The sequence below is a fragment of the Anaeromicropila populeti genome, assembly GCF_900112775.1.
Taxonomy (GTDB): domain Bacteria; phylum Bacillota; class Clostridia; order Lachnospirales; family Lachnospiraceae; genus Anaeromicropila_A; species Anaeromicropila_A populeti.
On the sequence record NZ_FOYZ01000003.1, the window covers coordinates 228,720 to 254,803 of the forward strand.

Consider the following 26,084-nt stretch of genomic DNA (forward strand, 5'->3'; position numbering starts at 1 on the left):
AGTGCAACAGCACCTTTTCTGATTGATTTTTTATTATCGCCATTTACTAAATTGCCCCTTTAACATAACAATACTTACAGGAATGTATACATTTTTTCCCACCATCTAGGTAAGGATAAATTCCTATGTCGATACTTTTTGTGCAAAGACATTCTTTTCGTTGGGAAGCATCTTTTGCACGGCTCACCTTTTCTCCCTCTATGCTAGAAATAATATTTCCGTCAATACAGGGTTTCCTTTCTATTCCCGCCATCTCAACCCTAACATCCGCGCAAGATGTCAACGCAAATCCCCTCTCATCAGCTATTTTTTTTATTGTTTTAAAAAAGGTGTCTATCTGTTTCTGATTTGCATTAAAAATATGTATTCCATGCTTGTCCAAGTTTTCAGTTATCTGACTGTTCAGGTCAATATATGATGTTATCAATCTAGGTCTTTCCATTATGTGCTTATCGATATTGTCCAACAATGTCTCAAAAATCTGCTTCCTCTCATTCATTGCATCTTCAATTCCGTTTCCTTTATCTACAAACATAACAGGATCAAAACGTATAGCCACCTTCTCTGCACCATAATTGTCAATTATCCATTTTAAATTTACAATATGATAATCTAATAATTTTACATTTTCAATAGCTTTATCATACAAATTAATGGTATATTGAAAATACAACGAATAGATATCAAGTGGCTTAGGATGCCGAACAAAATTTGTGAAATCCTTGCTCCACAGAACCATTGCTTGTATATCATCTTTCTCTAGGGACACATAGTATTTTTTATTCCTAAAGAATGGATTCTGTAATTCAACACCGCCTTCTTTTACTTTTTCCAATAACCAAGGGTAGAATTGCGCCACAACATCAGCCCTTCTTGAGGCAGATATTACATTTTTCATTGTTTTATCCATTCCTTTCGCGATGCTCAAAGCACAAATTGTCATAAAAAACGTTGCCTGAGCCTATTTCTTATTTATAATCATGTCCAAAGAAACCAAACGTGGTATACTCATGATTTTTGACAAAAACTAAAGTCTCTTATGGTGCCGTTCAACAGCCTTTCTAAAGCCATTTTACGACACCATATTATTCACACTCTAGTATCTTATCTTTCTAATTCAGTCTGCATTGCCTCTATACCTTCTGGCGAAATCTTTTCCATTTTGTCCAACAGTTCTGGACTGGCATTTATGTTAATATTTTTCGTCACCTGGGCATCATATCCCTTTGCCTTAACCAAATCCGTCAAGTCAACACCTGTAACTTCTTTCATCGACTCGAATACCTGTGTCATAACTCCAGTTACATTTGAAGCCACGTTACTTACTCCGTTTCCATTTCCACTGCCGCCATCCATAATAACAATTTTATCAATCTGAGACAATGGCTGAGCCACTTTTCCAGCAACATCCGGCAATACTTTAATTAACATTTCCGCAACTGCTGCTCCTGTATATTTCTTGTATGCCTCGGCCTTCTTTTCCATGGCTTCTGCCTCTGCAATACCCTTTGCCCGGATTGCCTCTGCTTCTGCACGTCCCTTCTGACTAATAACATCTGCCTCTGCCTGACCAGTAGACTTAATGGCTTCTGCTTCCGCATATGCTTTCATTTTCTTCGCCTCCGCTTCGGCCTCGGCAAATTTTTTCTGCGCCTCAGCATTTGCTTCTGCTTCTGCAATCTTACGATACTTTTCTGCATCCGCAATGGTCTGCTGCTTTGCCTTATCAGCAATAGCTGGTTCTACTACCTCTGCACGAAGACTCTCTTTTCTTCTCTCTGCCTGTTTCTGCGCCAACTCAATGTTTTTTTGTTCCTTTGCAATCGCAATCTGAACCTGAGCTGCTTCAATATCCTTCTGACGTTCCTGTTTCAAAAGTTCTGCATCCATCTCAGCCGTAACGACCTCTTTGTACGTAATATTCTTCTGGATATCATACGCTGCATCTGCCTTTGCCTTCGCTGCCTGCTGCTCCTGCATATAAGCTGCTTCCTGAACCTGCTTCAGCTTAGTTGCCTCCGCAATCTCTGTTTCAGCTTGCAGCCTTGCCTGCTCACCAGCCCTCCTGGCCTTTGAAGTCTCAATCTGGGTTTCTCTGTTTGCTTCAGCTTTTGCAATTTCTGCATCCTTCTTCTTCTCAGCAATCTGCTTAACACCAAGTGCCTGAATATAACCATTACTATCGTTAATATCTTTAATGGTAAAGACCTTCACTTCAAGACCCATTTCCATCAATTCCGTTCCCACTACTTCCTGAACCTTGGAAGAAAAGGTTTCTCTGTCCCGGTAAATCTCCTCTACCGTCATTGTAGATACGATTTCACGAAGCTTACCTTCCAGTACATTTGTTGCTGTATTTTTAATTGACTGCTCAATCTGTGCTTCATTTTTCCCTGTAAACTGTTCAATTGCATTAAAAATAGATGCATGTTCATTCTTAACCTTAATTACAGCAGTACCGATAACTGCTAATGGTACTCCCTGGGAAGACATACTTTCATCTGTTGATACATCAATCTGGATATTTCCCAGAGAAATATAATCTGCTCTTTCCAATACAGGAATTACCAGACCACCACCACCTGTAATAATTCTTTTTCTTAAACCAGTTACAACAGCTGCTTTATCCTGTGGAACCTTTTTCCACATAGAAAAGATAATTACCAGAATTAAAATGATCCCAACTACAGCAATTAACACGTATCCCAATGTTCCTAAACTTTCAAGCATTCTAACATCCTCCATTCTTTCATTTAAATTTATCTTAAAATGGTAATCCATCTTAATTCAAGCATTAGTTTTTCTGCTTTTTTTCAACAATTGCCACATTCCTGTCAAATCGAATAATCCTTACTATCGAATCTTGTCTGATTACTGCATCTTTCTCTGCTGCCTTTGCTGGATAATTTGTTGTAATCCCATCTAAAGTAGTAATACTGACGGAACCAAAGCCTCCTTTTACAATGGTATTAATTACTTTACCATCATATAACAAAAGCTCCTCCTTTGCATATGTAGTATGACTAATATTTTTTAATGTCCGAATCAATGTCTGAAGGATTATAGCAATTACATAACCTGCTGCGCCGGCTGCTATATTAACCACCACCGTATTATGTCCATTATAAAAAATTTTGCCCATACATCCAAAAATCAGAAGTCCTGCACTTACACACTGTAAAGAAAAAGGCAAATAACAAAATTCTATTCCACCTATGTGAAAGCTCAGATTAAAGTCAAATCCACTGTCCACTGCATCAAATATCCCGTCAAATACATCAAATATTTCTCCTATAATAAGCGTGATAGCTGGAATTGCTATCCCAACGACGATACAGATAAAATAAATCTTATCCATTATGCACCTCCTACTCTATCCAATATATTCATTATATTACAAGTGAATCAAAATTGATATAATTTTTAGAAAAAGTTTGTTATAAACAAGACAAACCACAACATATATTGTGAAAGATACTATACCAGTAAAGGAGAATGCCAATGAGTTCCTGCAACAGAGCAACCAATCCTCATTTTAAAAATAGAGATTCTGTTCCTTATCACAGTCTTTCTAAGGAGGAAACACTGCAACATTTAAATAGTTCCGCTTCTGGAGGCCTGACTTCAGCAGAAGCCCAGAAACGTTTGAAAACATATGGCCCAAATCAATTGGAATGTGCTCAGAAAAAAAGTTTACTTTTACGTTTTTTCAGCCAATTTACAGATTTTATGATTATTATTTTAATTGCTGCTGCTGTTATATCCTTTGTCGTTTCCTTGTTAGAAGGCCATGCTGACTATGTAGATCCTAGCATTATTTTTGCAATTATCTTACTAAATGCCATTCTTGGAGTTTTACAGGAAGCAAAAGCAGAAAAATCATTAGAAGCATTGAAAAAAATGTCTGCTCCCAATGCATTTGTACTTCGAGAAGGCCGGCAATTTTCTATTCCTTCAAAGGATCTGGTTCCAGGAGACATTATTTTTTTAGAAACAGGCTATTTTGTACCAGCTGATGCCAGACTTTTAGATTCTGCAAATCTGAAGATAGATGAATCCTCCCTGACAGGGGAATCTCATCCTGTTGAAAAAAACTGTGACTGTATTTTGGCTGCCGATACAATGCTTGGAGATCGAAACAACCTGGTTCCTGCTACTGGAATTGTCACATATGGACGTGGTAAGGCAGTGGTAACAGCTACTGGTATGAACACAGAGGTTGGGAATATTGCAAAAATGATTCTTGAGGATGTCACACCAGACACACCTTTGCAAAAACGTCTTGCACAAACTGGAAAAATCCTTGGTATTGCAGCTTTGTTTATATGCATTATTATTTTTATTCTAGGTACCACGCAAGGAAGACCTGTCTTTGACATGTTTATGACTAGTGTCTCACTTGCCGTTGCTGCTATTCCAGAAGGCCTTCCTGCTATTGTTACTATAATGCTTTCACTGGGTGTACAGCGAATGGTAAAAAAGAATGCTGTAATCAGGAAGCTTCCTGCCGTTGAAACACTTGGCAGTGCAACTGTCATATGCTCTGATAAAACAGGAACATTAACTCAAAATAGAATGACAGTAACTGCACTTTCCAGTTCAACCCAATTTGAAACTCCTAACAGTGATTTTGCAACTTTCTTACTCTCACTTGCTACTCTTTGTAATGACTCTGTCGTACAAATAAAAGACAAAAAATTATCTGTTATGGGGGAGCCAACTGAAACCGCCCTGGCAATGGCCGCCTATGATTTAGGTATTAACAAGACTAAACTAGATTTAACTTCAAAGCGAATTTTTGAAATTCCATTTGATTCTACCAGAAAAAGAATGACAACAGTACATAAAAATCCTTATCTTACTAGCTATCTTTCTCTTGAAGAAACTATGGATTGCATAAGCATTACGAAAGGTGCACCTGATATTTTAATAAATAAATGTTCTTACTACTGTGAAAACGGAACAATAAAGAAACTAACCAGCACAATAATTCATACTATTACTCAATTAAATTTAACTATGACACAAGATGCATTGCGAGTAATTGCCATTGCTTTTAAACCACTGAAAGTTTCTGCTGGGACACCTAAAAATTGGGGGAACGATTTGGAAAGTTCCCTTGTATTTGTTGGTCTGGTTGGAATGATTGATCCACCTCGGCCAGAAGTAAAGGACGCCGTTTTCACCTGTAAAAGAGCTGGAATTAAGCCTGTCATGATTACAGGAGATCATATTTCTACCGCATGTGCTATTGGAAAAGAACTTCATATTATTTCAAATAACAGCCAAGCAATTTCCGGTCAAGAATTAAACAGCATGAGCGACGAAGAATTGAAAAACACCATTCATAAGTTTGGTGTATTTGCCAGAGTATCCCCCGAACATAAGGTAAGAATTGTAAAAGCATTTCAGAATAATGGCGAAATTGTAGCTATGACAGGGGATGGAGTAAACGATGCCCCTGCACTAAAATGCGCTGATATTGGTTGTGCAATGGGAATCACAGGGACAGACGTAGCGAAAAATGCAGCTGATATGATCTTGACCGATGACAATTTTGCTACTATTGTTTCTGCTGTCAGTGAAGGAAGAGGCATTTATGATAACATAAGAAAATCCATTCACTTTCTTCTTTCCAGCAACATTGGTGAAATTATCACCATTTTTATTGCTATATTATTTGGCTTGCAGGCACCATTAGTTGCCGTACAGCTTTTATGGGTTAATTTGGTCACAGATTCTCTTCCTGCCATTTCGCTAGGAATGGAACCTGTGGAAAAAGATATCATGAAACGAAAACCCATCTCCCCATCAAAAGGAATTTTTTCAGACGGCTTGTTTTTGAAAATAATCATTGAAGGTATGCTGATTGGTTCCCTGTCACTCTTAGCATACGTAACCGGAATCGCGGTTCTTTCTGAAAGGAGCTTATCTCTTGGACGCACCATGTGTTTTTCCGTACTAAGCCTTTCCCAGCTTTTCCACTCCTTCAATATGCGTAGTGAACACTCACTCTTTACGATTGGCCTATTCAGTAACAAGCAGCTTTTATTTAGCTTTCTTCTAGGAACTGCTTTGCAAATATCAGTAGTTACGTGCTTACCATTAGCTGCTATTTTTAAAGTAATACCTCTTACCATACAGCAATGGTTTATTGTATTTGCATTATCAAGTTTGCCTGTTCTATTAGTAGAATTCCAAAAAAAGGTCATAAAATAAATCATAATAATATAAAATGACGAATATTTGACATTCTTTTTCCTTAATTATATAATAGTATTAAGGATACAAAAAGGAGAAGGTGGATAAGGTGAGTACTAATTTCCAGAATAATTTTTCACATCTAGCACCCTATGATTTAAGTCTTGAAGACAAACGAACCATTTACGATAATCAGCCTTATAAAAGGGATTCTGACTTAATGTCATTAGAAAAAGTAACAAAATTCAGCGGTAATGTAATTAAGTACTATAGATTTAATTATGATAAGGATGCACCTTATAAAGTTGATACTAAGGATGCCAATTTCATTAAAAATCAAAAAAAGGAATGTAACCCCGAAGTATGTACTCCTCAACAGGATTTTGCAGAAGAAGCCGCTAGCTCAAAGGATATTACCGATGAACAAATTGAATCTCTTATGGAAGATCAGAATTAAAGCCCAAAGAATTTTCATCTGTATAACAAATATTTTCACTCAAGAAAGTGTCCTTGACACTTTCTTGTGATAATAAAACTTATAATGGAATATTTCCATGTTTCTTTTTAATCTTCATTTCTTCCTTATTTCTCAGACGAACCAAGTCACAATACAGTCTTTCTCGTGTTTCAGATGGTTGAATCAGCTCATCCACATAACCCTCTTCTACCGCTGTATTAGCATTCATAAAATTATCATTATATGCACGTACTTTTTCATCATAAAATTTCTTTTTGTCATCTCCACTTAATGCTTTCATTTCTTTTCTGTTAATAATCTGAACCGCACCTTCTGCGCCCATAACTGCAATTTCTGCCTTTGGCCATGCATAAACAAAATCTGCTTTTAGATGTTTACTGCACATAGCAATATAAGCTCCACCGTATGCTTTTCTTAGAACAACTGTTAATTTCGTTGTTGTTGCTTCTGCATATGCATAAAGAAGTTTCGCACCATGACGAATAATTCCGCTGTGTTCCTGAGTTGTACTTGGCATAAAGCCTGGAACATCCACTAGTGAAATAATTGGTATATCAAAAGAATCGCAAAAACGAATAAATCTAGCTGCCTTGTCACTGGAATCACAGTCTAGTACTCCACTCATAAAATAAGGCTGATTTGCAACAATACCAACTGTTATATCACCAATTTTTCCAAAGCCTATTACAACATTTTGTGCGAAATGTTCCTGGACTTCAAGAAAACTATTCTGATCTACAATCTCATCAATAATATGTCTCACATCATAAGCCTTCTTAGATTCTTCTGGAATAATATTGGCAATTTTACTTCCCCTCTTTTTCACATAGACTGAAAATTTATCCGGATACACCGAATCTTCAGGAAATATTTTAACCAGTTCGCGAACCTTCTTAAAACACTCTCTTTCGCTTTGATGATAAAAATGTGCTACACCAGATTTTTTAGCATGAACCTCTGCACCACCTAGCTCTTCTGCTGTACAGACTTGTCCTGTTACACTCTTTACTACATTTGGTCCTGTTACAAACATTTTACTTATATTGTCAATTACAAAAATAAAATCTGTTATACCTGGTGAATAAACTGCACCACCTGCACACGCGCCTGCAATAATGGATATTTGTGGAATATAACCTGATGCCATAGTATTGTAATAGAAAATATCTCCATAACCAGCTAATGCATTAACTCCTTCTTGAATTCTAGCCCCACCAGAATCATTAATTCCAATGATGGGACATTTGTTTTTAATAGCAAGTTCAATGACATGAGCAATCTTTCTCCCGTGCCTTAGTCCCAACGAACCACCGTTAACTGTGAAATCCTGAGAATATACAAATACCGTTTTACCTTCAATTGTTCCATGGCCTGTAATAACTCCATCATATGGCAGCTTTTTAGCTGATGAATCACATGAACCATAATTAGAAATACCTGACCCGATTTCGCAAAAACTGTCTTTATCAAGCAATAGTGCAATTCGTTCTATTGCATGTAACTTGCCCTTACTGTGTTGAGCCTCATAATTGTAATTTACATTCATTAACTATATCCTCCTACAAAAGATTTCATTACCAAAAATAGGACAAACTCCCGTATATCAAGTATTATTTACTGTTTAGTCAATTAATCTGTCTGAATATTCTTCCTCTCATTTCTTGTTGTAAACACTATTATTATATATCAATTAAGTTCTAGTATCAATACTAAAATGAAAAATAGTTTGACATTCAAAGTAAAAAGACCATCCCGGCAGATGGTCTTTTACTTTTTATGTGATTAAAACCACGCGAGTATGTGGAACACACACTTTGTTCTATTACCTTACCTTAAATGCATTTTTTCCTAAATACCTGGCACTACTTCCCAGTTCTTCTTCAATACGCAATAATTGGTTGTATTTCGCAACACGATCACTTCGTGAAGGAGCACCTGTCTTAATCTGTCCTGCATTCATTCCTACCGCTATATCTGCTATGGTGACATCTTCTGTTTCGCCAGAACGATGTGATACAATAGCTGTCCACTTATTATTTTTTGCCATCTCTATTGCTTCTAATGTTTCTGTCAATGTTCCAATCTGATTTACTTTTATCAAAACAGAATTAGAAATATTTCCTGTTATACCCTTTTGTATTCGCTTAGTATTGGTAACAAATAAATCATCACCAACTAGCTGGATTTTCTTTCCCAAACGCTGGGTTAATTTATCCCAACCTTCCCAGTCCTCTTCTGCCAGACCATCTTCCAAAGAGATAATCGGATACTTATCGCACAATGCCTCCCAATACTCAATCATTCCATCGACAGATTTGTACTCTCCTGATTTCCAGAATAAATATTCTCCTTTTTTTCCTGCTTTAGCAGCTTCTTCATACATTTCCGTTGCAGCTGCGTCCATGGCAATTAGAAAATCGTCTCCAGGCTTATAACCTGCCACCTCGATTGCCTTAACAATATATTCAAGAGCCTGCTCATCACTTGAAAATTTAGGAGCAAATCCTCCCTCATCTCCAACTGCTGTCACATATCCATCCGTTTTAAGCAGCTTCTTTAAAGTATGAAAGACCGTAGTACTGGCTTCCAAACAATCTGAAAATTTCTTTGCTCCTACTGGCATAATCATAAATTCCTGAATATTTAAGCTGGAATCTGCATGCTTTCCACCATTAATAATATTCATCATAGGTACAGGAAGAACAGTTGCATTACATCCTCCAACATACTGATATAATGGAAGATAACTAGCCTTTGCTGCTGCCTTTGCTACTGCCAATGAAACACCTAAAATTGCATTAGCTCCTAATTTACCTTTATTTTCTGTACCATCTGCCTCTATCATTGCCTGATCTATTTCCACTTGGTTAAATGCATTCATACCAATTATAGTGTCTGCAATTACATTATTAACATTACTAACTGCTTTTCTGACTCCTGTTCCCAAATATCGCTGTTTGTCTCCATCTCTTAGCTCCACTGCCTCAAAAGCACCTGTTGATGCGCCAGAAGGAACCGCTGCTGTTCCTGTACTTCCATCCTCTAAAACAACTTCTGCCTCTACTGTAGGATTTCCTCTAGAATCTAAAACCTCTCTTCCGTGAACTGCTGTGATACGTAATTGTTCATTCATATTATTTCCTCCATATCCTGTAAGTCTCCAAACAATCTTTTTCTTATAATAGAATGTGAATTTCTTCTATAAAATATTCAAAAAGAAAAATACACAGATTTTTTTTAGATAGTTGCATAAATACCAAAAAACAGTTAATATAGAAAAGCAGGAATTAAATGTACTTATATTATTACAATAAAGAAACGAGGTAATTAACATGAAACTCTGGGGCGGACGTTTTACAAAGGAGACGGACCAATTAGTTCATAATTTTAATGCTTCTATTAGCTTTGATCAAAAATTTTACAAGCAGGATATAACAGGTAGTATTGCCCACGTGAAAATGCTTTGCAAACAGGGAATTTTAAGTTCTGATGAATGCAGCACCATTGTAAAAGGTTTAGAAGATATTCTTACAGATATTGAAAATGGAACTTTGGTTATTGACAGTGAGCATGAAGATATACACAGCTTTGTAGAAGCACACTTAATTGAACGGATTGGCGATGTAGGTAAAAAGCTGCACACTGGAAGAAGCCGGAATGATCAGGTAGCTTTAGATATGAAGCTGTATACACGGGATGAAATGAAAGAACTAGATACTCTTCTTAAAAATCTTTTGTCTGAACTTTTTATAATTATGGAAAAGAATACAGAAACCTTTATGCCAGGATTTACCCATTTACAAAAGGCTCAGCCAATATCTCTAGCTCATCATATAGGTGCATACTTTGAAATGTTTAAAAGAGATCGTTCCCGGCTTTTTGATATTAAAAACCGTTTAAATTATTGTCCACTTGGTTCAGGCGCGCTGGCTGGTACAACCTATCCTTTGGATCGTGAATTTACAGCATCACTTTTAAATTTTGAAGGACCAACCTATAACAGTATGGATTCTGTTTCAGATAGAGATTATTTAATTGAACTTTTAAGCGCCATGTCAACCATTATGATGCATTTAAGCAGATTTTGCGAAGAAATTATTATCTGGAATTCAAATGAATATCAGTTTGTAGAACTTGACGATGCATATAGTACTGGCAGCAGTATTATGCCACAAAAGAAAAATCCAGATATTGCTGAATTGGTTCGTGGTAAAACTGGCCGCGTCTATGGTGCACTAATGTCACTATTAACCACTATGAAGGGCTTGCCACTTGCTTATAATAAAGATATGCAGGAAGATAAAGAACTGACATTTGATGCGATTGATACGGTAAAAGGATGTCTTGCTTTATTTACTGGTATGGTTTCAACTATGAGATTTAATAAAACCATAATGGAAAGCAGTGCCAAGAATGGATTTACCAATGCCACTGATGCAGCAGACTATCTTGTAAATCATGGTGTACCATTCCGTGACGCACATGGAATTGTAGGTCAGTTAGTTTTATTTTGCATAGAAAAAAACATTTCGCTGGATGAAATGACTCTTGACGAGTATAAAGCTATCAGCTCTGTTTTTGAATCAGATATTTATGAAGCCATCAGCTTAAAAACTTGTGTTGAAAAGAGAAATACCATTGGCGCTCCAGGTACCGAATCTATGAAGCAAGTTTTAGATTGGTGCAGAACATATTTAAATCAATAGGTTTGTTCCAGCTTTTGAAAAAGAGCCTAAGTCCATAAAAAGACCTGGCTCTTTTTTGGTGCTGGAAGGTGTGTGTTCTAAGCGCTTTGCTCTTATTCCGGTATCTTTTTCCCAGCATACACACTAATATAAGCAATTCCCATTCCCAACGCCATTCCAGCTAATACATCTGTTAAATAATGAACGCCTAAATATATTCGTGAAAATCCTATTAGTGCTGCAAGGCACAGCGCGCTAATACCATATTTTCTTGGCAACATTAAAAACAGCACCATAGCAGCTGCAAAACTAGAGGCTGTATGTCCAGAAGGAAAGGAGTAGCTATGAGGCGCCCTCGTTAAATGCTCCAATTCCTCCATTGCTACAAACGGCCTGGTGCGTGCAAATATATTTTTTAAAAACTGATTCACGACAAACATTTCCAACATAACAGAAAGATTTACAACAAAGCCAACCCTTCTATACTTGGCATAAAAGACAAGTCCAAATCCAATTAAAGTCCAAATAATCGCATTATCCCCTAACACCGTAATCATCTGCATGATTTTCGTCAATACTGGAGTCCTTAAGTATTCCTGAATCCATAATAATATATTTTGATCCAACTCTGTTATTGTTGTTATCATCCATGCTTCTCACTTATAAATAGAATATTGCTAAAGTATATTCGCAAGCATATAAATTAATACTATTGTTTCATTCTTATTCAATGTTCAAATCCGAATGTATAAATGAAATTTCATTAATAATTACAAACTGCTCTGATATAAATATTTCATCTGACTGCTTTTCACTTGTATCCCTATTTGCAGATAATTTTTCCGTTCTTGGCAGCTGATCCAGCACAGAGGTTTCATTCCCTCCTAACACTGTAGTCTGACCTTCACCTAATACAATGGTTTCATTTGTATCTAACACAGCAGTCTCATTTTGCCCTAAAACGGCAGTTTCATTTGCTTCTAACACCGTTGTTTCACTTACTTGGTTTTCAGATTCCTTCTTTAACTGCTTGGTTGCTTTCTTTAAGCCAGCCGTTTTCCCTTTTAGTTCTTTTGATTTTCCATGTTGCTTTTCCAACCTTCGTACATTTTCGACACTTTGGCTTTTCTCTCGTATCTGCTGCGTACCTTTTTTAGCTGAAGAACCCGTTAATACACCAATTACTTTCACAATGTGAAGTCTGAAAAAGAGAATGATTGAAATCATCAAAAATACACCTGCTGCTACTAAACCTGATATGAATAGTAAATTAAATACTTTTGCTTCTTCTGTCATTTTCTATCGTCCCTCCCCGCTTGTCACTGTACTGCCCGAATCCTGATTTTCTGACTGTTCTTCAGTTGTTCTTGCAGAATAAGCTGTTACTATGGCATTTTCAGCTTGTACAATTGTCTGGCTCAAAAGTTCTGTTACTTCTTTCTGGAGCAATTCATTTGTAACAGTCATATCAGTTAGCTCATTTTTAATACTTGTCAGCATTTCCTCCATATCAGTCTGATCAACGCCATCTGTTTTTAACTTATTTGCCCGTTCAAAAATCTGTCCGCATATTTCAGCAAAAAGCCTAATTTTGATAGCATCTTCTCCACTTACTTTATCCTGCTCTGACTTTAAAGTTTTCAGATTTTCCCAGAATTCAATATGCTTACCTGCATCTGAACCTTCATATTCAAGCCTTGTAATGTCCTTATAATAGCTTCCAATGGCTGAATATAAGCTGGCCTTTCTATAGTATCCGTCTTCTTCTATATCTTTTCCCTGTTCTTCACATATTTTTGTTACATAGTCGAAAAAAGTAATTGAAGTTTTCTTTTCAACATCCGTTTCCGTTTCCAGATAGAACCATCTTGCTTCTCCAATTTTATAGCATACCTCAATATATTCATCTGGTGATTCCATCAATCTGGTAAATGGTTTCACTGTCTCAGCATTGCTGAATTTATATTCTTTTGACTTTGAACCTGTTAATTGAATAAATGTATCAATTGGCTGACTAATTCCTCCTATCCGGCAATACTCAATAATCTGATCCTCCTCCTTTGAAAGAAGCTGATCGCTGGTAAATTGATCGATTAATTGCAGATAAGGTTCTTTAATTTGTGGTGACAAGGTAATAGCACTTAAATAGCACAAAATAATTTTATCATAGTCAGATGAACCTGCTGCCTCATCCATTAAAACCTCATATCTGTTTATTTGCAGCTTTTCCTTTTGGCTATAACAGAAAAAGGAAAAAGCCAAAAATGCTAGTGTCAGCACAGCAGGTATAATAAATAATGTCAGCTTTTTCTTTTGCTCCCTGATATATGCATCATCAAGCTCTTCGTAATGCTCCAAGGCATACATTAATTCTGAACAGGACTGAAACCGGTCTGCCGGATTATTTTGTGTGCACTTTAATATAATATTCTCCAAACCTTGGGATAAGGAAGGATTCCAGTAGCGTATTGGATACATTTCATATGGCGGATCACTTGGGTTGTGCCCAGTGATTAAATGATATAAAGTAGCTCCTAAACAATAAATATCGGTTCTGCCATCTGTCTGACCTTGCCCGCCAAACTGCTCAGGTGCAGCATATCCTCTAGTTCCTAAGCAGGTAGTGTCCTCCAGACTTGTTTTCTTATATTCCCGTGCTGTTCCAAAATCGATTAGCGTTACATCTCCATTGGGCCTTAGCATAACATTAGCTGGCTTCATATCACGATAAATAATCGGTGGCTTTTGATTATGTAAATAAGATAAAACATCACAAAGCTGCTTTGCCCAGTGAATCACCTCTTCCTGTGACAATGCTCCCTGCTCTGCTATCTTATCACTAAGTGGTTTTCCTTCTATGTAATCCATTACAATAAGAAACATTCCGTCAGAATCAATAACGTCTACAATACTAGGCAGGCTTGGATGGTTAAACTTCTTCAACATATCTGTTTCAACAATCAGCCCCTGCTTAATCACTTCAAAATTCCACACGCCATCCTTTCGGACTTCTTTTATTGCCCACTGCTTATTTGCCTTTTCATTCATGGCAAGGTATACAACACTCATTCCTCCCCGTCCAATAACGTTCAGTATCTTATATTTTCCATCAATAATTGAACCTATTTCAAGCATTTCTTCCTCTCCATAATTCTAAAATTTTAATAAGTTTTTATTAGTGCGATCGAAATATTATCCCGTTCCTTACGACTCTTGTTCAATTCAATCAAATAGTCAGCATAATGTTCCATATTTTCTACGCTGGTTAGTACATCAGGAGATAGACATTCAAAAATTTCCTCTTGTGTGATTTCATGGCGGAATCCATCTGAACAAAGCATATATACTGCATTTCTTTTCACCACTCCACTATAAAATTCAGGACATACACTTTCAGAAGCCCCCACACATTGTAATAAAATACTCCTTCTTGGATCAACCTTTGCCTGTTCCTCGGTCAGCCTTCCTCTGGCAATCTCCATTGCAACCACTGTCTGATCTCTTGTAAGTACTCTTAACTGATTCTCAATCTCATATAACCTTGTATCGCCAACATGAATAACATAATATTTTTCTCCCATAATAAGCAATGCAGTTATGGTCGTTCCTAACCGTATATTACATCTCCGTCCATAATTTTTAATTTTTTCGTTCAACTCACTTAGCATTTCTTCCCATTGGAAACGTATCTTATCTTCACTAATGCCACGTCTTAAATGATTGGGCAAAACAGTTGTAAACCAGTTTTCAAATGCTCTTATCACTGTTGCACTTGCCACTTCTCCCTGCTCCAGACCACCCATGCCATCACAAATAACAGCAAGTAAAATCTCCCCAAAAGAAGTATCTGCAATTTTAATAGAAAGACTATCCTGGTTTTTGTCCTTCACAATACCTTTGTCTGTCTGAGCTGCTGCCAGAAATTTCATATTCTCCCTCCATCACTCTCTGATAATTCGATGCTTTTTTGTCCTATGTACATAAATCTACAACACTTCTTGGTTTTAATTTTACCACAAAATATTCCATTCGTAAAACTAAACATAAAAAAATCACAAGAAACTTAAAACTAAGTTCCTTGTGATTTAGATTTTATCACTTCTTAATTATTATACTTCAAATAATAAATCGCCGTAAGATGGAACAGGCCAGAATGCTTTATCTACTATCATCTCTAATTCATCTATAGGACTTCTTAATTCTCCCATTGCTGCGAACACAGTATCTTTAAAGAATGTTGCTTGTTCTTTTCCTTCTTCAACACCAGCAGCTTCTGCTGTAACAGCTTCTAATTTTGCTAATGCAGCTTTTGCGCTAGCTAATAAAGAAGACGCTTTTGTTAAAATCTCTGTCTGAACAGAAATATCAGCAGCTGGACAAGCAGCTTTTACACTATTAATAGAATCAGCCAGGCTTGTAACATACTTAATAACAGCAGGAATATATTTCTTGGAAGCCATATCAATCATAGTTTTTGCTTCAATATTAATTGCTTTTGCATAAGCTTCATAGTGAATTTCTGCACGAGACTCTAACTCACAACGGGATAATACATGATGTTTTTCAAACATAGTAATTGTTTTCTCTGTTGTAAGCTCAGGAATTGCATCTACCATAGTTTTCAGGTTTGGTAATCCTCTGCGTGCTGCTTCTTCTACCCATTCATCCGAATAGCCATTTCCGTTGAAAATAACTCTTTGATGCTCTGCAAACGTCTTTTTAATTAAATCATGAACTGCAACGTTGAAATCTTCAGCACCCTCTAATTCATCTGCCATTTCAGCCAATACTTCAGCAACAATTGTGTTAAGTACTGTATTTGCCCCTGCAATTGACATAGAAGAAGCAACCATACGGAACTCAAATTTATTACCTGTGAAAGCAAAAGGTGATGTACGGTTTCTGTCAGTAGCATCTTTCTTAAGAGAAGGTAATGTATTTACACCAATATTCAATTTTCCACCCTGCTTACTAGAAGTAGCAGTACCAGTTTCGATTAATTGAGCTACAACATCTTGTAACTGTTCTCCTAAGAATACAGAAATAATAGCTGGAGGTGCTTCATTTGCTCCTAATCTGTGGTCATTTCCAGGATTAGATGCTGACATACGAAGTAAACCTGCATTTTCATCTACTGCCTTTAAAACAGCAGCCAGGAATAATAAGAATTGAATGTTATCATGTGGAGTTTTTCCTGGATCTAATAAGTTTTTACCTGTGCTAGTTACAAGTGACCAGTTATCATGTTTACCTGAACCATTAACTCCTGCAAATGGTTTCTCATGTAATAAACATTCTAAACCATGGCGTTTTGCAACTTTTTTCATTGTTTCCATAACTAACTGATTATGATCTGTTGCAATGTTGGCTGTAGAATAGATTGGAGCCATTTCATGCTGAGCAGGTGCAACTTCATTATGCTGGGTTTTTGCAAGAATACCAAGCTTCCAAAGTTCCACATTTAACTCTTTCATAAAAGCTGCAATTCTTTCTTTGATACTTCCAAAATAGTGATCATCCAGTTCCTGACCCTTTGGAGGCATTGCACCAAACAAAGTACGGCCAGTAAAAATCAAATCTTCTCTCATTAAATATTTTTCTTTATCTACTAAAAAGTATTCTTGTTCTGGACCAACAGAGCAAGATACATTTGTTACATCATCATGTCCAAATAATTTTAATACACGTACTGCCTGCTTGCTGACAGCTTCCATAGAACGTAATAATGGAGTCTTTTTATCAAGGGCTTCTCCTGTATATGCACAAAAAGCAGTTGGAATACATAAAGTAACACCTGCTGCATCTTCTCTTAAGAATGCTGGTGATGTACAATCCCAAGCTGTATATCCTCTTGCTTCAAATGTAGCACGAATACCACCTGATGGGAATGACGAAGCATCCGGCTCACCTTTTACTAACTCTTTGCCTGAAAACTCTAAAATCACACCACCATCTTTTGTTGGTGAAATAAAGGAATCATGCTTTTCAGCAGTAATACCAGTCATTGGCTGGAACCAATGGGTATAGTGTGTAGCACCTCTTTCTAAAGCCCACTCTTTCATTGCATGAGCAACTGCTCCAGCAATTTCCAGATCTAATTCTTCATCATTTTCAATTGTCTTTTTTAATTTTGCATAAACAGGCTTTGGTAAGCGTTCTTTCATTACTGCATCATTAAAAACATCCATAGCAAAAACTTCTTCAATTACATTCTTTTTCATATTCTAAGTCCTTCCTTCCATATGATATTCTATGCTATTCATAGTATTCCTATGAAAAAAGGTGTTCTCAAATAAACCTTGAGAACACCCTTGCTCCAATTCTAAACGAATTTCTTTTTCGCTAGTAATAAGATACCACGATTTATTAAAAAAATAAAGTGTTTTTTCATTTTTTTTTGAGATTTTTTCATTATTTCTTTTGAGAATAAGTTTTTATTCCCTTTTCACAATAACATCTAACTGATTAAACGGAATAAATATATTTTCTTCTGCGAATCGTTCTCTTATATTCTCCAGTATCTCGCACTTTAATTTCCAATAATTATCTGTATTTACCCACATTCTTAGCCCAAGTGAAATTGAACTCGCTTCAAAGCTGCTCACATAAATATCAATCTGATAATCTTCTTTTAGCACCAGCTGATGATTCATTGCTTCCTGAAATAAAACATCTTTAACCCTCTTTATGTTTTCAGAATATTCTATTGGAATTATTAAATCAAGCCTTCGAACTGGTTCTGCTGTGACATTTACTATATTAGAATTTGCTAAAGAACCATTGGGAATTACAACAACTTTATTATCTATTGTTAATAGTTTTGTATAAAAAATATCAATTCCCGAAACGGTTCCTTCATTTCCTGCTGCAATAATATAATCTCCAACTCGAAATGGTTTTAATACTAAAATTAAAACTCCACCTGCAAAATTAGACAGACTTCCCTGAAGTGCAAGACCAATTGTCACACCTGCTGAACCAATTAACGCTACAAAAGAGGTAGTTGGCAATCCCAAGATAGCAATAATTGTTACCAGCAATACAATGGTTGCTACTACTTTGCTAAATGAAATAAGGAACTTCGTAATTCCAGTATCTACATTTGACCGTTCAAGAGATTTTTCCACCAGACGTAACAGCCAGTTGATTACTTTCTTACCGATAAAGAACACAACAAGAGCAATCAAAAGACTTTTACCTACCTTCAATATATCAGGAAGAATGCTGTTAAACCAGTCCACCGATACCTGAACCTTTTCCTTTGCTTGTTCCAGCGCTTCTGAACTGTCTACAATACTGCTTTCCAAAAGCATTCTATTCACTTTAATCTCAATTCCCCCCTAATCCGTTTTCACAACTCTCGTTCTCTTTTGTTTTTTAGCCTTTTCTTCTTCCTTTACCAACGGCGTACAAGTAAATACGGAAATACCTAACGGTGGTACTACTATTTTAATAGATTCCTCTCTTCCATCCCACGCTATACTTTTTGATTGTTTTAATCGTGGATTACAGTTCCCTTCTCCACCATACTCTACACGGTCACTATTAAATATTTCTTTATATCTTCCTTTAAAAGGTACACCAACCAGAAACTCGTTATATACGACTGGAGTAAAATTACAAACAACTAAAAGAGTTTCCTCTTTTTTATTGCTCTTACGTAAAAAAGCAATTATACTATGATCACAATCCAGACAACTAATCCATTCAAATCCATCTGCACTATCATCCTTGCAATATAATGCTGGCCTCTGTTGATAAAAGAGATTCCATTCTCTTACATAATTCTGCATCTTTTGATGTGCTTCAAAATCCTCAATTAGTTTCCAGTCAAGTTCTTTCTTCTCATCCCATTCTGCAAATTGTGCAAATTCCTGCCCCATGAACAACAGCTTCTTACCTGGGTGTGTCATCATATAACCATAGGCAGCCCTCAAATTAGAGAACATCTCCCAATAATCCCCTGGCATCTTTTGAATCATAGAACCTTTTCCATGAACAACCTCATCATGAGAAAACACCAAAATAAATTTCTCACTATACGCATAAATCATGCTAAAAGTCAATTCTCCATGCCGGCCCTTTCGAAATAAGGGATCGCATCTCATATAATTAAGAAAATCATTCATCCATCCCATATTCCATTTGAAATCAAAGCCTAATCCTCCTGATTCCACATTTTCTGTTACCATCGGCCAGGCAGTTGACTCTTCCGCTATCAGTACAGCACCATCTTCCCGCTTTTTCATAATACTATTCAAATGCTTTAGCAATTCAAGGGCTTCCAGGTTTTCTTTTCCCCCATACATATTGGGAATCCATTGACCAGGTTCCTTACCATAATCCAGATAGAGCATAGAAGCTACTGCGTCCATTCGGATTCCATCTGCATGATACTTTTCAACCCAAAAAAGTGCATTGGCTATTAGAAAATTAGACACCTGAGGCCGTCCATAATTAAATATCAGCGTTCCCCAGTGAGGATGGGCTCCTTGTCTTGGATCCAGATGTTCATACAAACAAGTTCCATCAAAATTAGCAAGACCAAATGCATCTCTTGGAAAATGTGCTGGTACCCAGTCTAAAATAACCCCTATATTGTTCTGGTGCATAGTATCAATAAAATACATAAAATCTTCACAGGTTCCATATCGTGCAGTTGGTGCATAATAACCTGTCACCTGATATCCCCACGAAGCATCAAATGGATGTTCCATGACAGGAAGTATCTCAACATGTGTATAGTGCATTTCTATTAAATACTCTGCCAGCATATCTGCCAGCTGACGGTAGTTATAAAATTCTTTTGTTTCATCTTCAGGCTTTTTCCATGAACCAAGATGTACCTCATAAATGGAAACTGGCTGGTTCTGTAAAACATTTTTCTTACGCTTTTTCAGCCATTCATCATCCTGCCATTGATATAATTCAATATTTCTGACTACGCTGGCGGAATTTGGCCTTAACTCGGCTCCAAACCCATAGGGATCTGCTTTTAAAATCGTCAGATCACCTTTTATTTTTATCTCGTATTTGTAGTTGCTTCCCTCTTCTAATCCAGGTACAAATGTCCAAAAAACCCCCGATTCATCAAGATGAATCATTTGATTCCGCCTGCCATCCCAAAAGTTAAAATCACCAACAACACTGACTCTTACTGCATTGGGCGCCCAAACTGCAAATGCCACGCCTTTCACAGAATTTATTTCTACAGGATGAGCTCCTAACTTTTCATAAATTGAATAGTGGATTCCACCAGCAAAGCGAAGTAAATCCTGAGAAGTGATCGTAGGCTTAAATCGATAAGGATCTTCCACTGTTCTCTCAACACCATCCTGATAAACAACACGGTACGAGTAAGAAAACAGTTTCTTTCTTGCAACCAAAACGGCAAAAAAACCATTCTCATCAACCATTTCCATTTTATACTTCTTCTCTTTTCCAGCAGGAACCACATAAACCTCTTTTGCATCTGGGAAAAAGGCCTGGATTAATATGCCCTCCTTTAATAGGAATGCCCCTAAACATTCATCTGGATGATCAGTATCCGCATAAACTATACTTTCAACCTTCTCCCAATTCATTAAATCATACAATAATTTATCCATAACTCCCACTCCAACCTATATTTTTTTATTCTAAATACCACTCATCTTTATTTTCACCATCTTCTTCTTTTGGAGTATATAATTTTAAAACTGGTTCCATCACTAGTGATACTAACAGGCAGCAGCACACTGGCGTAAAGAAAATCAATGGTATTGCCGCAAAGGTAGCAAAGCCAAACAGAGCTACAATCACAATCATAAGGAGCGTTCTAATTAAATGCTTAAACATGAAAAATAAGCACGTCTTGACTACCTGACTGAATTTCATTGTAAACCTAGATAGTACCGGATAAAAATACACACTTACTCCAATAATTAAAAATGCAAAAAAACAATACACACAGATTAGAAATAATGCAAATTTTCCTTCTAATGCAAAAGCAAACTGAATATTTGAAACAATTAGTATTCCCAAAACCAGCTGCAATACCCATGCAATTGTTCCATTTACAAAATTCATTTTAAACGATTTAATAAATTCCTGTGTAACATATCCCCGTTCTCTTCTTAAAACCTTAACCGTAGTGTAGTACAGCGCTGTCGTTGCTGCCCCAACTGTTACCAGTGGAATACAACACAATCCCCATAGAATACTTAGATAAACCAAATCAAATAATTTTGATAAAAAGCGCATTACCGGATTATCTAAATTAAATAAATTAAACATATTTTTTCCTCTTTTCAAATGAAATACTTATATTTTATAAATAAGATACGATTAATTCCAAATCTCCTTCTACCGTATAATCCCCATAATTCGCTGGCAGAATAAAGTGATTTCCTTTTTCAACTTTTCTATTATCTATCATTCCACTTCCATCTATTACACTAAACAACATAAAAGGTTCTGTCTGTTTAAACGTTTCTCTTCCATTCACTACAACTCTCTCTACTGTGTAGTATTTACAAGAAATCAACTCATAAACAACTGCATGCTGTAAATTTGTATTCTGGTTAGAAATCATCACTTCTTCGTGTGGACATGTTATTACATCAATACTTTTTTCTAAATGAAGTTCTCTTGGTTTACCATTCTGCAATCGGTCATAGTCATACAAGCGATATGTAATATCACTGCTCTGTTGTGTTTCCAGAATAAGCGTACCCCCTTTAATAGCATGTACAGTCCCTGGATTAATTTGAAAAAAGTCACCCTTACTGATTTTCCGAAACTTAATTAGTTCGGACCATTTTTTTTGGTCGATCATATCCTTTAGTTCTTCCTTAGAAGAAGCATTATGTCCAATTACAATTGTAGCATCCTCATCACAATCTAATATATACCAGCATTCAGTTTTTCCTAATGCACCATCCTCATGAACTCTGGCATATTCATCATCGGGATGCACCTGAATACTTAAATCCGTCTTTGCATCAATTATTTTTACTAATAAAGGAAATTCATTTCCCTCCACATTACCAAAAAGTTCTCTGTGATTCTGCCATAGCCAGCTTAAGCTTTTCCCTTGAAAGGTTCCATCCTGAATCATACAATCGCCATTTTTATGCGCACTCACTGCCCAGCACTCACCTGTATGATCACAGGGAATGTCATAATGAAATTCTTCTCTTAGTCTTGATCCTCCCCAAATCATTTCCTTTAATACAGGTTGTAGCATAATAATTTCTCGCATTTTTATTTCTCCTTTTCCTCCGTGGCTATATAATTTTTCTCAAAAACTATTGTAGCATATTTTATCTCGTTTTCAAAATAAAATAATTATAAAAAGGACTGCATTCAGAAGAATCTACTTCCAAATACAATCCTTATTTTACAATTAGTTATCTTTATTACAATTTAGAGGAATTCATCATTTCAAGATATCCCAGTCGCAGGGCACCCATTATTCCAGGATCGTCTCCTAGCTTAGGGGCTACAATGTATTCCTCAATATTTTTTACTATGGCATCATGTCTGATATATCCGTTCAGCTTATTTACAACACCATTCCGAATCATCGGAAACAACTGAGGCTGATGCATAACGCCGCCCCAAAGCACAATTTTATTAGGAGAATAGGTTAAAATGTAATTTACCAGAGCTTGTGAAACATACTCTGCTTCCATCTTCCAGACCCCTTCTGAATCTGCCAGTTCGATTGCTTTCTTTCCCCATCTTCCTTCAATAGCCGGACCTGCCGCAAGTCCTTCCAGGCAGTTAGGATGAAATGGGCACTTCCCTGAATACGTATCATTTGGTAACTTTTCTAGCAGTATATGTCCTGCCTCTGGATGTACAAGCCCATGAAGAAGCTTCCCACCTATGCAGACCCCAACACCAACACCTGTACCGATTGTAATATATAAAACCACATCGCAGCCTGCACCAGCTCCCCAGGTAGCTTCAGCCAGAGCAGCTCCGTTGACATCTGTGTCAATACCAACCGGAATGTGAAATTCTTCAAGAAAAGCTCCCCTAAGATTTACATTACCCCAAAAAGGCTTTGGAGTACTGGTAATATATCCAAAGGTTTCAGACTTTCTATCCAAGTCTAACGGTCCAAAGCTTCCAATTCCTATTGCCTCAACAGGAAAATCCTTAAAATATGAAATCATTGCAGGTATTGTAACATCTGGTGTTTCTGTTGGAAATACCTTTCTGTCAATTAACTTACCATTTTCGTCACCAACTGCACATACCATTTTAGTACCACCAGCTTCTAATCCTCCCAATAACATACCGTCTCTCCTTTATGCTGAAATTTTATTTACCTTCGTATTTAATAACAGAAACTACATCATAATCCTTTAATTTTTCTCTTCCACAAAGACCTTCCAGCTCCATTAAAAATACAATTTTAATTACTTCACCGCCAAGCTTCCTTACTAATTTAGTAATTGCTTCTATGGTTCCTCCTGTAGCAATCAGATCATCAATGATTACAACCTTTTGTCCTGGCTGTATGGCATCCTTGTGCATTTCAATCACTGCTGTACCATATTCTAAATCATATTCCATCTCAACTGTTTCACATGGTAGTTTTCCCTTTTTTCTTACAGGAATAAACGGCTTATTCAAATTATATGCCACAGGAACTCCAAAAATAAATCCTCTGGACTCAGGTCCTAAAACTAAATCAAAATCTACCTGCGCTAATTCTTCTTGTATTTTATCAATTGCCATTCTTAAGCCATCTTTATCTTGTAATATACTGGTTACATCTCGAAATATAATTCCCTCTTCCGGAAAATCAGGAATACTTCTTACATAATCTTCTAATTTTTTCATAAAATACTACCTTTCTTCTTGTACAAAATTGAACTTACGCCATTATTGTATCATCTACTGAAAAAAATGCAAGTATGTTAGCGTTAATTTATCGAAAATGTTGAATAATAATCTGAACTGTTTCCTTTCCGTTGTATTCATTCACATCTGGATAAAACACAAGATCTAACAAAATATTTTTCGCATTTCCTTTCAGAATCTGTTCCATTGCGTTCTTCCCGTATTTTTCTCCTACTATTTCTTCAAATCTATCTAATCCCTGAAACAACATAGCAGAATACAAATTCGAACTACTCTTTGTTTTTACAGACAACCGCAGCATGGAATTATCTTTCCCAATTAGCCTGCCATTGATAATTTCAACATTTCTCAATACAAAAGTTGGTTTTCCATTCCCTTTTCCGAATGGCTCTAGCAACTCCATTTCACGAATAAACTTGGGACTGATTTCATTAAAAGGAAGCTCCATATCAAAAGACACTTTTCTGATTAAATCATCTTCTGTAAGACTGCTGTTTTGGTTTAATTTTGCCCTAAGCAAGGAAATATTTTCTTCTGGAAGTGAAAGTCCTGCTGCCATAGGATGTCCACCAAATTTTGTTAATAATTCTCTGCACTCATTCAATTTTTCAAACATAGAATACGCTTCTATGGATCTTCCCGAACCCTTTACACCCTGCTCTGCTCTAGTCAATATAATTGCTGGTTTATTATACTTTTCTCTGACTCTTCCTGCAATAATACCTGCAATACTTTCATGGCAGTCTGGCAGAAATACCACAAGCACAGAATCACTCTCGTACTGCTCCTCCACAACTGAATACGCCTGTTTTACCCCAAGGCTTGTTAATTCCTTGCGTTCCTCATTTAAAAGCTTTAGCTTCTTTGCTGATTGCATCGCTCTTTCATAATCCTCTGCCAAAAACATTTTCAAGCTGATTTTAGCAGATTCCAGCCGCCCCGAAGCATTGATACAAGGTCCTAAAATAAATCCCATATGATATGCTGATAACTTTCGTTCTTTCAACTGGTTTACCTCTATCAGCGCCTGAATACCGTAATTTTTTGAGAAAGGCAGTTTCTTTAACCCCTGACTTACCAGTACACGATTCTCTCCTTCCAAATCCATGACATCACATACCGTTGCGATTGCCACAAAAGGAAGCAGTTCTTCTAGTTCATTAAGTGCTATGAAATATTCTTTCCATAAAAGTTCTAACAATTTGAACACCACTGCTGCGCCACATAACTTTTTAAACAGATAGCTACAGTCCCATTGTTTCGGGTTCACTACAGCATCTGCGGGAGGAACCTTGTATATCCTCTTTCCATCCTCCTGCTCTTCATAAGGAACCTCATGGTGATCTGTAATAATTACCGTCATCCCCAGTTCCTTTGCACGTTGGATTTGATCATATGCTGCAATACCATTATCACAGGTAATAATGGTATCAATGTTATCACTACTTGCCGCCTCTACAATATCTATATTAATGCCATACCCATCCTTAATTCGGTCTGGAATTTCATAATCTACAACAGCGCCCACCCTGGAAAGACCCACCTTTAGCAAATAAGCAGCCATTACACCATCAACATCATAGTCGCCAATAATTCGTATCGATTTCCTTTGTTCTATCTTCTTCTTTAAAATATCAACTGCAAGAACACTATCCTTCATCTTATTTGGTTCCAAAAGCATATGCGTATCTGGATATAAATATTCCTTAAGCTCTGACGCAGATTTAACATTTCGATTTACAGCCAGCTGTACCAGTTTCTCACTAACTCCAAATGCTCTAGCAATCTTTGAAAAATCACCCTTTTTGTTTTTAATAAACCATTTTTCCATAACTACTCCTTATATGTGCCAACATCCTCTT

Annotated in this window: 19 protein-coding genes and 1 pseudogene; 3 read left to right on the forward strand and 17 right to left on the reverse strand. The window is 36.6% G+C overall.

What is annotated here, in order from left to right; genetic code table 11:
• Positions 1-46: 46 nt before the first annotated feature.
• The 3 genes from BM305_RS05130 to BM305_RS05140 all read right to left on the reverse strand — a co-directional run bounded on the left by BM305_RS05130 (position 47) and on the right by BM305_RS05140 (position 3,358).
• A complete protein-coding gene (locus tag BM305_RS05130) occupies positions 47-910 on the reverse strand; it encodes a DUF1848 family protein (protein WP_177214559.1) in 864 nt (287 codons plus the stop codon).
• Between the two features lie 194 nt (positions 911-1,104).
• On the reverse strand, positions 1,105-2,730 hold the full coding sequence (locus tag BM305_RS05135) for a flotillin family protein (RefSeq protein ID WP_242940463.1): 1,626 nt from the start codon (positions 2,728-2,730) through the stop codon (positions 1,105-1,107).
• A gap of 64 nt (positions 2,731-2,794) precedes the next feature.
• Positions 2,795-3,358 carry a hypothetical protein gene (locus tag BM305_RS05140; protein WP_092559629.1) on the reverse strand — a complete coding sequence of 188 codons (564 nt, stop codon included), beginning with the start codon at positions 3,356-3,358 and terminating at the stop codon, positions 2,795-2,797.
• A gap of 143 nt (positions 3,359-3,501) precedes the next feature.
• Here BM305_RS05140 and BM305_RS05145 point away from each other — a divergent pair, with 143 nt between their 5' ends.
• Both BM305_RS05145 and BM305_RS05150 read left to right on the forward strand, forming a co-directional pair.
• Positions 3,502-6,219 (forward strand): calcium-translocating P-type ATPase, PMCA-type, encoded by a 2,718-nt coding sequence (locus BM305_RS05145; protein ID WP_092559630.1) that lies wholly within the window; start codon positions 3,502-3,504, stop codon positions 6,217-6,219.
• A gap of 91 nt (positions 6,220-6,310) precedes the next feature.
• A complete protein-coding gene (locus tag BM305_RS05150; protein WP_092559631.1) occupies positions 6,311-6,658 on the forward strand; it encodes a hypothetical protein in 348 nt (115 codons plus the stop codon).
• 79 nt (positions 6,659-6,737) lie between these two features.
• On the opposite strand, the gene BM305_RS05155 is transcribed toward BM305_RS05150, so the two are convergent.
• Positions 6,738-8,225 (reverse strand): acyl-CoA carboxylase subunit beta, encoded by a 1,488-nt coding sequence (locus BM305_RS05155; RefSeq protein ID WP_092559632.1) that lies wholly within the window; start codon positions 8,223-8,225, stop codon positions 6,738-6,740.
• A 276-nt stretch (positions 8,226-8,501) separates the two neighbouring features.
• A complete protein-coding gene (eno, locus tag BM305_RS05160) occupies positions 8,502-9,812 on the reverse strand; it encodes a phosphopyruvate hydratase (RefSeq protein WP_092559633.1) in 1,311 nt (436 codons plus the stop codon).
• A gap of 199 nt (positions 9,813-10,011) precedes the next feature.
• On the opposite strand from eno, the gene argH reads away from it, so the two are divergent.
• Entirely contained in the window at positions 10,012-11,385 is a 1,374-nt protein-coding gene (gene argH / locus BM305_RS05165) for an argininosuccinate lyase (RefSeq protein ID WP_092559634.1), read from the forward strand.
• A 92-nt stretch (positions 11,386-11,477) separates the two neighbouring features.
• On the opposite strand, the gene BM305_RS05170 is transcribed toward argH, so the two are convergent.
• From BM305_RS05170 to recJ, 12 genes and pseudogenes are all read right to left on the reverse strand, one after another.
• Positions 11,478-12,011: a phosphatase PAP2 family protein gene (locus tag BM305_RS05170; RefSeq protein WP_092559635.1), complete on the reverse strand. Its 534-nt coding sequence runs from the start codon at positions 12,009-12,011 to the stop codon at positions 11,478-11,480.
• Positions 12,012-12,087: 76 nt separating this feature from the next.
• Positions 12,088-12,660, reverse strand: a complete 573-nt coding sequence (locus BM305_RS05175; protein WP_092559636.1) for a hypothetical protein — start codon at positions 12,658-12,660, stop codon at positions 12,088-12,090.
• Between the two features lie 3 nt (positions 12,661-12,663).
• Positions 12,664-14,499, reverse strand: a complete 1,836-nt coding sequence (locus BM305_RS05180) for a serine/threonine protein kinase (protein ID WP_092559637.1) — start codon at positions 14,497-14,499, stop codon at positions 12,664-12,666.
• Positions 14,500-14,525: 26 nt separating this feature from the next.
• Positions 14,526-15,293: a PP2C family protein-serine/threonine phosphatase gene (locus tag BM305_RS05185; RefSeq protein WP_092559638.1), complete on the reverse strand. Its 768-nt coding sequence runs from the start codon at positions 15,291-15,293 to the stop codon at positions 14,526-14,528.
• A 180-nt stretch (positions 15,294-15,473) separates the two neighbouring features.
• Positions 15,474-17,585: a glutamine synthetase III family protein gene (locus BM305_RS05190; RefSeq protein ID WP_092559639.1), complete on the reverse strand. Its 2,112-nt coding sequence runs from the start codon at positions 17,583-17,585 to the stop codon at positions 15,474-15,476.
• A gap of 213 nt (positions 17,586-17,798) precedes the next feature.
• Positions 17,799-18,677 carry a mechanosensitive ion channel family protein gene (locus BM305_RS05195; RefSeq protein WP_092559640.1) on the reverse strand — a complete coding sequence of 293 codons (879 nt, stop codon included), beginning with the start codon at positions 18,675-18,677 and terminating at the stop codon, positions 17,799-17,801.
• 36 nt (positions 18,678-18,713) lie between these two features.
• Positions 18,714-20,972, reverse strand: a pseudogene (gene glgB, locus BM305_RS05200) (1,4-alpha-glucan branching protein GlgB); the annotation flags it as partial.
• A gap of 25 nt (positions 20,973-20,997) precedes the next feature.
• Entirely contained in the window at positions 20,998-21,639 is a 642-nt protein-coding gene (locus BM305_RS05205) for a YesL family protein (RefSeq protein ID WP_092559642.1), read from the reverse strand.
• Between the two features lie 34 nt (positions 21,640-21,673).
• Positions 21,674-22,606: a mannose-6-phosphate isomerase, class I gene (gene manA, locus BM305_RS05210; protein WP_092559643.1), complete on the reverse strand. Its 933-nt coding sequence runs from the start codon at positions 22,604-22,606 to the stop codon at positions 21,674-21,676.
• A 157-nt stretch (positions 22,607-22,763) separates the two neighbouring features.
• Positions 22,764-23,651 carry an ROK family protein gene (locus BM305_RS05215; protein WP_092559644.1) on the reverse strand — a complete coding sequence of 296 codons (888 nt, stop codon included), beginning with the start codon at positions 23,649-23,651 and terminating at the stop codon, positions 22,764-22,766.
• A 25-nt stretch (positions 23,652-23,676) separates the two neighbouring features.
• Positions 23,677-24,201 (reverse strand): adenine phosphoribosyltransferase, encoded by a 525-nt coding sequence (locus tag BM305_RS05220; protein ID WP_092559645.1) that lies wholly within the window; start codon positions 24,199-24,201, stop codon positions 23,677-23,679.
• Between the two features lie 88 nt (positions 24,202-24,289).
• Positions 24,290-26,053, reverse strand: coding sequence for a single-stranded-DNA-specific exonuclease RecJ (gene recJ / locus BM305_RS05225; RefSeq protein ID WP_092559646.1), 1,764 nt, complete (start codon positions 26,051-26,053; stop codon positions 24,290-24,292).
• Positions 26,054-26,084 lie beyond the last annotated feature (31 nt).

What these genes read in the sequence shown, in the direction of transcription:
- BM305_RS05140 (WP_092559629.1), bottom strand. Translation starts at nt 3,358, where the DNA reads ATGGATAAGATTTATTTTATCTGTATCGTCGTTGGGATAGCAATTCCA.
- BM305_RS05185 (WP_092559638.1), bottom strand. Translation starts at nt 15,293, where the DNA reads ATGAAATTTCTGGCAGCAGCTCAGACAGACAAAGGTATTGTGAAGGAC.
- BM305_RS05195 (WP_092559640.1), bottom strand. Translation starts at nt 18,677, where the DNA reads ATGCTTTTGGAAAGCAGTATTGTAGACAGTTCAGAAGCGCTGGAACAA.
- BM305_RS05135 (WP_242940463.1), bottom strand. Translation starts at nt 2,730, where the DNA reads ATGCTTGAAAGTTTAGGAACATTGGGATACGTGTTAATTGCTGTAGTT.
- BM305_RS05205 (WP_092559642.1), bottom strand. Translation starts at nt 21,639, where the DNA reads ATGTTTAATTTATTTAATTTAGATAATCCGGTAATGCGCTTTTTATCA.
- BM305_RS05220 (WP_092559645.1), bottom strand. Translation starts at nt 24,201, where the DNA reads ATGAAAAAATTAGAAGATTATGTAAGAAGTATTCCTGATTTTCCGGAA.
- BM305_RS05215 (WP_092559644.1), bottom strand. Translation starts at nt 23,651, where the DNA reads ATGTTATTGGGAGGATTAGAAGCTGGTGGTACTAAAATGGTATGTGCA.
- BM305_RS05155 (WP_092559632.1), bottom strand. Translation starts at nt 8,225, where the DNA reads ATGAATGTAAATTACAATTATGAGGCTCAACACAGTAAGGGCAAGTTA.
- manA (WP_092559643.1), bottom strand. Translation starts at nt 22,606, where the DNA reads ATGCGAGAAATTATTATGCTACAACCTGTATTAAAGGAAATGATTTGG.
- eno (WP_092559633.1), bottom strand. Translation starts at nt 9,812, where the DNA reads ATGAATGAACAATTACGTATCACAGCAGTTCACGGAAGAGAGGTTTTA.
- recJ (WP_092559646.1), bottom strand. Translation starts at nt 26,053, where the DNA reads ATGGAAAAATGGTTTATTAAAAACAAAAAGGGTGATTTTTCAAAGATT.
- BM305_RS05145 (WP_092559630.1), top strand. Translation starts at nt 3,502, where the DNA reads ATGAGTTCCTGCAACAGAGCAACCAATCCTCATTTTAAAAATAGAGAT.
- BM305_RS05130 (WP_177214559.1), bottom strand. Translation starts at nt 910, where the DNA reads ATGGATAAAACAATGAAAAATGTAATATCTGCCTCAAGAAGGGCTGAT.
- BM305_RS05190 (WP_092559639.1), bottom strand. Translation starts at nt 17,585, where the DNA reads ATGAAAAAGAATGTAATTGAAGAAGTTTTTGCTATGGATGTTTTTAAT.
- BM305_RS05180 (WP_092559637.1), bottom strand. Translation starts at nt 14,499, where the DNA reads ATGCTTGAAATAGGTTCAATTATTGATGGAAAATATAAGATACTGAAC.
- BM305_RS05170 (WP_092559635.1), bottom strand. Translation starts at nt 12,011, where the DNA reads ATGATAACAACAATAACAGAGTTGGATCAAAATATATTATTATGGATT.
- argH (WP_092559634.1), top strand. Translation starts at nt 10,012, where the DNA reads ATGAAACTCTGGGGCGGACGTTTTACAAAGGAGACGGACCAATTAGTT.
- BM305_RS05175 (WP_092559636.1), bottom strand. Translation starts at nt 12,660, where the DNA reads ATGACAGAAGAAGCAAAAGTATTTAATTTACTATTCATATCAGGTTTA.